Annotated in this window: 8 protein-coding genes, 2 pseudogenes and 1 riboswitch; of the genes and pseudogenes, 4 read left to right on the top strand and 6 right to left on the bottom strand. The window is 29.5% G+C overall.

Going from position 1 to position 10335, the window contains the following annotated elements; genetic code table 11:
* Positions 1-44: 44 nt before the first annotated feature.
* From QNK89_RS01700 to QNK89_RS01680, 5 genes and pseudogenes are all read right to left on the bottom strand, one after another.
* Positions 45-314: pseudogene (locus QNK89_RS01700) on the bottom strand (6-phosphogluconate dehydrogenase); the annotation flags it as partial.
* Positions 314-1633: a DNA recombination protein RmuC gene (gene rmuC / locus QNK89_RS01695; RefSeq protein WP_340169249.1), complete on the bottom strand. Its 1320-nt coding sequence runs from the start codon at positions 1631-1633 to the stop codon at positions 314-316. The gene rmuC and the pseudogene QNK89_RS01700, both read right to left, overlap by 1 nt.
* Positions 1634-1706: 73 nt before the next feature.
* Complete coding sequence (locus QNK89_RS01690) at positions 1707-2501, bottom strand: ABC transporter ATP-binding protein (protein ID WP_340169248.1); 795 nt, start codon at positions 2499-2501, stop codon at positions 1707-1709.
* On the bottom strand, positions 2502-3527 hold the full coding sequence (locus QNK89_RS01685) for an iron ABC transporter permease (RefSeq protein WP_340169247.1): 1026 nt from the start codon (positions 3525-3527) through the stop codon (positions 2502-2504).
* 18 nt (positions 3528-3545) lie between these two features.
* Positions 3546-4733: an ABC transporter substrate-binding protein gene (locus QNK89_RS01680; protein WP_340169246.1), complete on the bottom strand. Its 1188-nt coding sequence runs from the start codon at positions 4731-4733 to the stop codon at positions 3546-3548.
* A 192-nt stretch (positions 4734-4925) separates the two neighbouring features.
* A riboswitch (cobalamin riboswitch) is annotated at positions 4926-5143 on the top strand.
* A 66-nt stretch (positions 5144-5209) separates the two neighbouring features.
* Here QNK89_RS01680 and QNK89_RS01675 point away from each other — a divergent pair.
* Positions 5210-7135 carry a TonB-dependent receptor plug domain-containing protein gene (locus QNK89_RS01675; RefSeq protein WP_340169245.1) on the top strand — a complete coding sequence of 642 codons (1926 nt, stop codon included), beginning with the start codon at positions 5210-5212 and terminating at the stop codon, positions 7133-7135.
* A 64-nt stretch (positions 7136-7199) separates the two neighbouring features.
* Here the strand turns inward: QNK89_RS01675 and QNK89_RS01670 are convergent, their stop codons facing one another.
* A complete protein-coding gene (locus QNK89_RS01670) occupies positions 7200-8615 on the bottom strand; it encodes a S41 family peptidase (protein WP_340169244.1) in 1416 nt (471 codons plus the stop codon).
* Positions 8616-8727: 112 nt separating this feature from the next.
* Between QNK89_RS01670 and QNK89_RS01665 the strand changes: the two are divergent.
* The 3 genes and pseudogenes from QNK89_RS01665 to QNK89_RS01655 form a co-directional block, all read left to right on the top strand.
* A pseudogene (locus QNK89_RS01665) lies at positions 8728-9237 on the top strand (sigma-70 family RNA polymerase sigma factor).
* On the top strand, positions 9224-9709 hold the full coding sequence (locus tag QNK89_RS01660) for a hypothetical protein (RefSeq protein WP_340169243.1): 486 nt from the start codon (positions 9224-9226) through the stop codon (positions 9707-9709). Before QNK89_RS01665 ends, QNK89_RS01660 begins: the two are co-directional and overlap by 14 nt.
* A gap of 143 nt (positions 9710-9852) precedes the next feature.
* Positions 9853-10335, top strand: a 483-nt coding sequence (locus tag QNK89_RS01655; RefSeq protein ID WP_340169242.1) for a DUF4252 domain-containing protein, incomplete at its 3' end; no start/stop codon positions are given.

Genomic DNA, 10335 nt, shown 5'->3' with positions numbered 1-10335 from the left:
TACTAAAAAGAATATTAATAGTTTTCTGGTAATTCAATTTTCACTTTATAACCTTTTAAGTCTTCTATAACTTTAGTTTCTCCATCTTCTACCGAAAATTTAAAAATTTGAGCCTCACTATCACCTTGGCTAATTTCACCTTTCCAAGTTTTAAATAAAATACCTTTATTACTAAATTTCACTAATTCTCCAGCGCGAACACCCTCACTGTAAGATATATAGTAAATAAATGCAAAATAACCAGCTATTATAAGTAAGATTAAAATAAATGTTTTTATTAGAAATTCATAAAATTCTATTTGTTTTAGTTCAATTAATGCTCATCGCTACCACGTTTAATAATAGCTTCAGGCAATGCTTTTTTAGCTTTAGCTCCCAATTTTTTTATTTTTTCAACACTTGTAACAAGATTTCCTTTACCTTCAACTAACTTATTCATTGCAGCAGAATAATCTGTTTTTGCAGCATCAATCTTTTTTCCAACACCAGTTAAATCAGTTACTAAACCATGAAATTTATCGTATAAAGCACCAGCTTGACGTGCAATTTCAATAGCATTTTGTTGTTGTTTTTCGTTATTCCACATACTATCAACCGTTCTTAAGGTTGCTAATAGCGTAGAAGGTGTTACAATAACAATATTTTTCTCGAATGCTTTATTGTATAACGAATTATCAGCATTTATTGCAACAGCAAAAGCAGGTTCAATAGGAACAAAAAGTAACACAAAGTCAGGACTTTCTATATCGTACAAATCTTCATATTTCTTTTCCGAAAGCTGGTCCACATGCTTTCTAATAGAATTTATATGCTCTTTTAAAAAAGCTTCACGTTCATCTTCATCTGCATTAACATAACGCTCATAATCTGTTAAAGAAACTTTACTGTCAATAATCATTTTTTTATTGTCTGGTAAATGCAAAACGATATCTGGTAAGACTCTAGAGCCATCTTCTCTTGTGAAATTTTGCTGCACAAAATACTCTCTATCTTTTTCTAAACCAGATTTTTCAAGCACACGTTCTAAAACAAGTTCTCCCCAATTTCCTTGCATTTTACTATCACCTTTTAGTGCTCTAGTTAGGTTTGTAGCTTCTTTTGTCATTTGTTGGTTTAAATCTTTTAAACCTAACAATTGCTCTTTTAAAGCAGAATGCATACTGATGCTTTCTTTTTGCGTATCGTCTACTTTCTTTTCGAAAAGTTGAATTTTTTCTTGAAGCGGATTTAAAATATTCTTTATATTTTCTTTATTCTGAAGTGTAAATTTCTCGCTTTTTTCATCAAGGATTTTAGAGGCCATAATTTCAAAATCTTTTCTTAGCTGTTCTTGTTGTTTTGCTAATTCTTCATCTTGTTTTAAATTTTGAGTTTGTAAGTTTTCGAATTCTGTACTTTTTCTTGCTAATTCTTGATTTAAAATTTCTTTTTCATTTCTAATGTATTCACGTTCGCTTTCTATTTTAATTAGATTTTGTTTTAAATCGTCTATTGTAGATTGCATTTGGCTTTGGCGTTCTTGTAAAGTGCTTTGTTTACTTTTACTTTTAAGTTTATTAAAAAGCATACCTAAATAGGCACCAATAGCTGCAGAAACTAGAATTGCAAGAATAAGAATAAGGTTATCGTTCATTATAAATATTGAATTTTATCAAAGATAATTTTTTTCAACGTAAGGCTAAAGTTTGAAGCTTGAAGTTTTGTACTTATTTCTTAACTCTAAAACTTCCTGTGTTTTCATCAAAAGCAATTAAATCTTTTGGAAATAAATTATTAAATGTCCCTTTTGCTATGAGATTACAAGGAGTATCTGAAATTACTTTAGTATCAGTCATAACAATAATAGTATCGCATAATTGTATTGCTAAATCTATTTCGTGAGAAGAGAATAGTATAGTTTTACCTGTCTCTTTTGTAATTTTTTGAAGTAATTTTAAGATGTAAGCTTTGTGATACATATCTAAATGCGTTGTTGGCTCATCTAAAATAATTAAATCTGTATCTTGAGCTAAAGCTCTTGAAATCATTACTTTTTGTAGTTGGCCATCACTAAGTTCAAAGCATCTTTTGTTTTTTAAAGTTTCTATATTTGTTTGAGAAATGGCAATGTTAATCATTTCTTTGTCTTCGGTTGTTAGACTGCCAATCCAATTTGTATAGGGTTGTCTTCCTAGCACTATTAATTCGAAAACAGATAAATTTTTAGAAGCAATTTGTTCAGTTAAAACCAAGCTCAATACTTTTGCTAAGTCTAAGGCTGGATAATGGTTTAGAGATTTGTTATGAATGCTAATATCTCCATTTAAAGCAGGTTGTACATTTGTAATCGTTCGTAATAAAGTAGATTTACCTACACCATTTCCTCCAACTAATCCTATTAACTGTCCTTTTTGTAATTCTAAATTTATGTTTGATGCTACTATGGTTTTAACCTTTTTAGATTGATAACCAATAGAAAGGTTTGTAGTTTTTAGGATTGTATGTTGTTTGTTATAATTCATTTAAAAAACCATTTTACGCTTTCTTACTAATAGCCAAATAACAACAGGTGCTCCAATTAATGAGGTTATAGCATTAATTGGTAAAAAATAATCGCTACTTGGTAACTGTGCAATACTATCGCAAATTAGCATTACAATTGCGCCAAACAAGAATACTGCTGGTAATAATATTTTATGATTAGTTGTGTTAAATAATTGTCTAGTTATATGTGGTATTGCTAAGCCAATAAACGCAATAGGTCCTGCGAAAGCAGTTATAGTGCCAGCAAGTAAGCTAGTAGCTATAATTATAATAAGTCGGCTTTGCTTTAAGTTTAAACCTAGGCTTTTTGCGTAGTTTTCTCCTAATAAAAGTGTGTTTAGTGCTTTTATAGAAGCAATACTAAAAAGTATACCAATGGCATAAATAATTATAAAGACTTTTATCTCTGTCCATTGCAAATCGCCTAGACTACCAAATCCCCAAAAAACATATTGTTGTAATCCTTCCGCTGAACTAAAAAAAGAAAGAACACTTACTATTGCTGCAGTAATACTACCAAACATAAGGCCAATAATTAAAATAGCCATAGTATCTCTTACTTTTGATGACACTATTAAAACAGTTAATAATACAAGAAAACTACCTAAACTTGCAGCTATAACCAAACTCCATTTAGATATTAAAAGTGTTGCAAAAAAGCCTCCAAAAATCGAGGAGCCCATTATTAATAAAGCAACACCTAAACTAGCACCAGAAGTAATACCTAGTACAAATGGTCCAGCTAACGGATTACGAAATAAAGTTTGCATTAATAATCCAGAAATTCCCAGACCAGAACCCACTAGTATTGCAGTTATTGCTTTTGGTAATCTATAGTTTTGAATAATGTATTCTTGTCTTGTATAGTCGTCTGAATTAGAAAAGAAACTATTTAGTATAGATTTAAACGGTATTGATATAGAGCCTAAACTAACATTCGCAAAAAAAAGTATTACAAGAATTATTGAAAGAATAATAAAGTTGTATTTGTAGTTTTTACTCATGAATTAAAAATTGCTGTACTATTTTAATTTTTTAAAGAAAAAAGTTTCATAATCTGGTAAAAGCTCAGGATGACAAATTTTAACAATGTCTTTTAAAACTAAATCTGGTCTTGCAGTACCTAATTCGTAATATAAAACACCTCCAGTTTCTCCAGTAGTATTTGCAAACGTATAGATTTCATCATTTTTAAAAGCACTAAATTTTAAATAATGAGTACTTGCTTTTAATAATTCTTCTTTATTGGTGTAATAGGATGGGCTTAACCATAAATCTGCAGTTTTTGCTTTATTAAAAACAACTTCAAAGTTAAGAGCAATGCTACCTTTGTCTTTTGTTTGGCTCCAAAGATAATTTGTATTAGCATCTTTTAAAAATTGTGCTTCTGTACTTGTTCCATTTGGTAGATACCAAATATCTTTATACATGGCTCCACATAGAATTGTGGGTTTGGCTTTTGCATATTTTGCAAGTGTTTTGGCTTTATTGTAATCTTTTTCTATGATATTAAAAATAGAATCTGCTTCTTTTTCTTTATTGTAGAGTACTCCAAAAAACTTTATCCATTCTGCTTTTGCCAGAGCAGATTTTTCTATCCAATCTCCATTATAAATCACAGGAGTTCCTGCTTTTTTTATTGTTTCAAGAGATTTGCTTTTTCCATCTACACCAAAAGCAACAACAACATCTGGGTTTAATTCTAATAGAACTTCAGTATTTATGCCTTCAATTTTACCAAGTTCTCTAATACTTCCATTATCAATTCTAACTCTTGTTTTTTTAGAAGAAACATAATCTGTTCCAAGAAAACCAACTAAAGTTTGTTCTACACCCAAAAGTTCTAAAGCAGGAATATGTGTAGTAGAAGTAACTACTATTCTTTTTATGGGATATTTTATATCTACTCTTTTGTTTACACTTAAAGTGTTAGATAGTTTTAAATCATAATTACTAATAGTGTTATAAAGTAAATATTGATATTCTTCTTTAGAATTTGGCCAAGGACTTTTGATAGTTAATAGTGTGTAGTCTTTAGTTTTAAAAACTTTAAAACCTTCGGCATACTTAAGATTTATTTCTTTTCCGTCTATAACACTATTATTTTTTGTGTTTTCTAAGCCTTCTTTTTTTAATGTATTTTCTTGCTTACAATTAAGTAAAAGCAAAAAGGATAGTAAGAATAATAAAAAAGACTTGTTTTGTAACATTAGTGACATTTAGGATGGTAAAATTCTTGTAAATTTATATTAAAATCTAGACTATGTATAATAATTCAAATTTAATAATATATATAGTAGGAGGCATTATTTTACTATATTTTTTAATTGGCTTTATTTATCTCTTCTATAAGTTAAATAAGAAAAAGTAATTTTAATTAGTCTATAGCTAAAAAACAGTCTACATTCGTAAAGAATTTTGGTTTCGTTTAGTTATTAATTAAATGAATTAAAAGGGAATCTAGTTGAATTCTAGAACTGTTCCCGCAACTGTAAGTTTTTACTAAATTTAATTTAGTATTTCATTAGAAGGTGTTATTACTTCAAACCACTGGCTTTAGCTGGGAAGGTATAATAACATAAAACGAGTCAGGAGACCTGCCATTTTCAACAAAAAACAAGTATAACTTTCGGGATAAAAGTTGCTGTATGGAAACCTATACGCTCTCGATTTAATTTATTTTAAAATGAACAACAAAAATGTTCTTGGCTTGCTATGTATGCTTGCCTCAAGTATTGCGTTTTCGCAAATCCAAGAAAATCAAGTAAAACCAATTGACTTAGATGAAGTGATTCTATCCGATTCGCGTTTCGAGCTAAAAAGAGAGAATTCTGGTAAGACAGTAATTAAAATTTCAGCTAAAGAACTAGAACAAAAATCTGGACAAACTGTTGCCGAAATTATTAATACCAAATCAGGTATCACAATTAATGGACAATATGGTCAAGCAGGAAATACGTTAAGTACATTTGTACGAGGAGGTCAAAACCGACAAATATTAGTACTTATAGATGGTATAGCAGTTAATGATCCTTCGCAAATTGAAAGTAATTTCGATTTAAACTTATTAAGTATAGATCAAATAGAATCTATAGAAATTTTAAAAGGTGCTTCTAGTGCATTATATGGTAATAGAGCATCTACTGCAATTATTAATATTCAGCTTAAAAAAGGAGGTGATGAAAAAATTAGCGCAAATTTCTCTTATTTTATAGGAACTAATAATGCTCAAAATGACTCTGATTTTGACATCAATAATTTTACTAATGCAGTAGGTGTCCATGGCAGTTTAGAACAATTTAACTATCAGGTGAATTTTAGCAATACTTTTACCGATGGTTTATCTGCTATTCGTTCTGTAGAAGGACAGCCGGAAAATGAAAGCGATGTGTTTTCTAAATATTCTACTAATGCTAAGTTAGGCTATACTTTTAGCGATAATTTTAACCTTTCTGGATATGCTAACTATGATAACTATAGAACAGGTTTTGATGGTGGATTTACTTTAGCAGACGAAAACAGTATATCTAGCAACAAGCAATACCGTTTTGGTATCGCACCAAAATATAAATACAAAAAAGGAAGCGTTAATGTAAATGCTGCAATAAATACTGTAGAACGTGAATTCGAATCAGGTTTTCCTGCAAAATTTTATGCACAATCACTTGTAGTAGATGCTTTTAATAAATACAAGATTAGTTATAATTTTTTCACTGTTTTAGGTGTTAACTATGTGAAATCTGATATGAATAATACAGACGATTTTACAACAATTTCTGAACAAACAGCAAATGATGAAAATATAGATGCTTACGCTAACGCGACTTATTTAGCAGAATTTGGATTAAATATTAATGCTGGCTTACGTTTAAATAACCATAGTGAATATGGTAGTAACATGGTTTATAACTTAAACCCAAGTTATGTTTTAAAATTAAAAGACAATACCATTAAGTTAATGAGTTCTTACAGTACTGCATATATTACACCATCCTTATATCAATTATTTGTTCCAGGTTTTGGTAATGCAAATCTTGAGGCTCAAAAAGATAGAACAATAGAAGCAGGTTTTGAAGCTAAAGTATTAAAGGATAAATTAAGATTTAGTGGCTTATATTTTAATAGAGCGCAAAAAAATGCAATTGATTTTGTGATTTTAGATTTTGTTACTTTTGAGAGTGAGTATCAAAATATTGATAACGAATTTACAGTAAATGGAGTGGAAGTAGAGCTAACTTATAAACCCATTGAAGCTTTAGTTTTTAATGCTAATTATACTTTTACAGAAAATAATGATGCCGCAATTTTACGCGTGCCTAAACAGAAAGTAAACGCAAGTTTAGGTTACCAAATGTGTGATAAAACATTCATGTCTTTAGATTTTCAATTTACTGGAGAGAGAACATCAGCAGCATTCGAACCAGATTTTATTGACAGAAGAACTCTAGAATCTTTTAGCTTAGTTAATTTTAATATTAACCATAAAGTTTTGGATAACAAGTTGCAATTATTTGCTGGTGTTAGTAATCTTTTAGATGAAGATTGCGAGGAAGTTTATAGATTCTCAACCAGAGGAAGAAACTATCGTTTTGGATTTAAATTAAATTTATAACGTATTCATTTTAATTAATCAATTTATTAAAATAAACCAAGAGCTTATATTTTGTAGACTCTTTTTAGTTCTTAATATACATTTCTTTACTAAGTGGCAACAAATCGTTACTATCAAAAATAGCATCTGTAGTTTTGCTAGGTGGTTTATTAGCCACTCGATTAGTAGCAGCAATATGAGCAAGTGCTTCACCTAAAAGTGGTTCTGATGGATTACCTAGTATTCCAAAATTGTTTATTTCTTCTTCAATTTCTATAAAAGGTATTAAGCCATTATTTGGTACTTGAGCATTGTTTTTGTTCACAGTTATTGCAACTAATGGTTGCATAGCATAAGTGTGACGAGGATCTGCTTCTGTTCTATTAAAGTTAGGAGAATCGTAAAGCGTAATTGAGGCTTGAGATTTTCCAACGGTTTTAGTACCAATTGTTATTACCTCTATATAGGCATCTAAACTATTAATTACCATCTCACTAGCAGATGCAGAAGAACCTGTAGCAATTACATATACTTTATTGAGATTTAAATTATTAAGCACATTACCATCATTCGTGTTAACAAAAGTATAATCAAAATTTCTACTTTGTTGAATGCTGTTGTACTGTAACTTTGCAAATACTTGCCCAAAAAATTGACCTGTAACTAAACTACCTAAAAGAGTTGCAGAGTTTACAGAGCCACCAGGATTGTAGCGCAAATCTAGTATTAAATGTTGTACATTATTAGCTTTAAATTCTGCAAAAGCATTATTTAAGGCAGTATCAAAATTATTAACAAACCCATTATACATAAGATAACCAGCATTTTCATCTTCAACTTGAAGAATTTCTGTTTTAAAAATTGGATTTTCAACGTATTGTATTGCATTAAGGACAATTGTACTTGGTGTTTCATCTATACTATCGTCATCTACTGTAGAAGTGCCATTAGTATTATATTCTGCAAGATTTAGAGTAAAGCTATCTTGCCCAAGTAAACTTCTCCAGTTATTAACTGTTAATTGTATACCATTTACTGCGTTAAATAAATCGCCACGTTGTAAGTTATTATTTTCTGCACTTGTGTTTGGTAAAATATAGCGTACAACTCCAAATATATTATCGCTTACAGGCGAGTATCGTTGCAAACCAAACTCCATTCCGTTAGATGTTACAATGCCATTAAACTGTTGTTCAAGTGCAATATAATCGTCTACAATCCAGCTAAATTTATCTGTACCTGTTCTATCATAAATTAGATTTTCAAAAAGTGCTTCAGGAGAATTAAAACCATTCAAATAATTATTAAACTCTGCACTATTCGCTTTATCTTCAATTAAATCATCAACTTGATCTCGATATAAATAATAAGTATCCATGCCACGATATACAAATTCATTAATATCTATTGTATTTACTGGAGTATCATCTTTATCTTCAAAACAGCTAATAAAAAATGCAGATAAAATAGCTGTTGCAAGAATTTTTTTGTAAGTTTTCATATTCGTATTGTTTTCTTTTTCACATTAAAAGTACTTATTTTTAATTAAATAAAATTGTTTTGTAACAAAATTGAAACACGTTCGTCGTAATAGCATAAGCCAACCAATTTAAATGACACAGTTAGAGTTTTTAAATATTGTATCTCCTTTTAAGGATAAAGTCTTTAGACTAGCAAAAAGATTGCTAGTGTCTAGAGAAGAGGCTGAAGATGCAACACAAGAAGTTTTAATTAAGTTATGGAAAAATAAAGCAAAGATTAAAGATTATAAAAATGTAGAAGCATTTTCTATGACAATGACAAAGAATTTTTGTTTCGATAAGTTATAGTCTAAACAAGCACAAAATTTAAAAATTGTACATAGTAATTACCAAGATCATAGCGTATCACTACAAAAACAAGTAGAATTAGACGATAGTATTGACTGGGTTGGTAAAATAATGGAAGCATTACCAGAACAGCAAAAAATGGTAATACAATTAAGAGATATAGAGCAATACGACTTTAAAGAAATTGCAAAAATGCTTGACATGAATGAAACTGCAATACGTGTAGCTTTATCTAGAGCAAGAAAAACAATAAGAGAGAAATTAACTAATACACATAATTATGGTATTAAATAATATAGAAAATTTACTAGAAAAGTACGAAAATGATGAGACATCACTAAAGGAAGAGCAGCAGTTAAAAGACTATTTTTCGCAAGAAACTGTAGCGCCACATTTAGAAATGTATAAACCTATGTTTGGATATTTTTTGGTAAACCAACAAGAACAGTTTACTAAACAACTACCACTTACAAAAATGGTCTCTACTAAAAAGAGATTTTACTACAAGTGGTTAGCAGTTGCAGCAGTTGCAGTTCTTATGTTATCTATTTTTGTAAATAAAACGTCTAATCCAGATGAGTTAATACTTACAGAAGCAGACAAAATTGAAGTTAACAACGCTAAAGAGGCTTTAGCAATTATGTCTAAACATTTTACTCAAGGTAAAGCACAATTAGGCTATTTAGGCGCAATTAATAAAGCTGGCACGCAAGTTGACTATTTAAAAGAAATAATCAACCCAATGGATCGATTATTAAACAAGTAGTAAGCTCTTTTGAATTTAGCGCAAAACAAATTTAAAAACTACAAACAAATTTTAACCGCAAACTCAATTCACTAGACTACAAACAAATTTTAAAAAACACATTAAAAACTAATAAAATGAACACAATACATAAATTAAACACAATGAAAAAATCCCTAATTGTATTTGCTTTTGCAATACTATTAATGCCATTTACAGCTATGGCTCAAACTGATATTTTTGAAAAATATAGTAGTAACAACGAAGTGTCTTACGGTTCTATAAAGCCAAAAATGTTTAGAATGTTAGCTAAGATTAATATTGATACAGATGATGAAGATACTAAAGATTTTATGGATATGGTAAAGAGTATTACGAGTTTTAAAACTTTGGCTACAGACAATAAAACTATTTCAAACGATATGGGTAATTGGGTTAAGTCTCGTTCTGGTTCTTTAGAAGAATTAATGGAAATGAAACACAACGGTCTAGTGGTAAAATTTTATGTTAAAGAAGGTGAAAACGAAGACCATGTTACAGAACTTCTAATGTTTATTAATGGCTTAAATGCTGTGCTAGAAGATTCAGACATTACTATTAACGGAAAGATGAGAGGTATGGAATCTGTAATTGTATCTTTTGTTGGA

The organism is Lacinutrix sp., assembly GCF_037625555.1.
GTDB lineage: Bacteria > Bacteroidota > Bacteroidia > Flavobacteriales > Flavobacteriaceae > Lacinutrix.
This window is presented reverse-complemented; position numbering and strand designations above follow the sequence as displayed.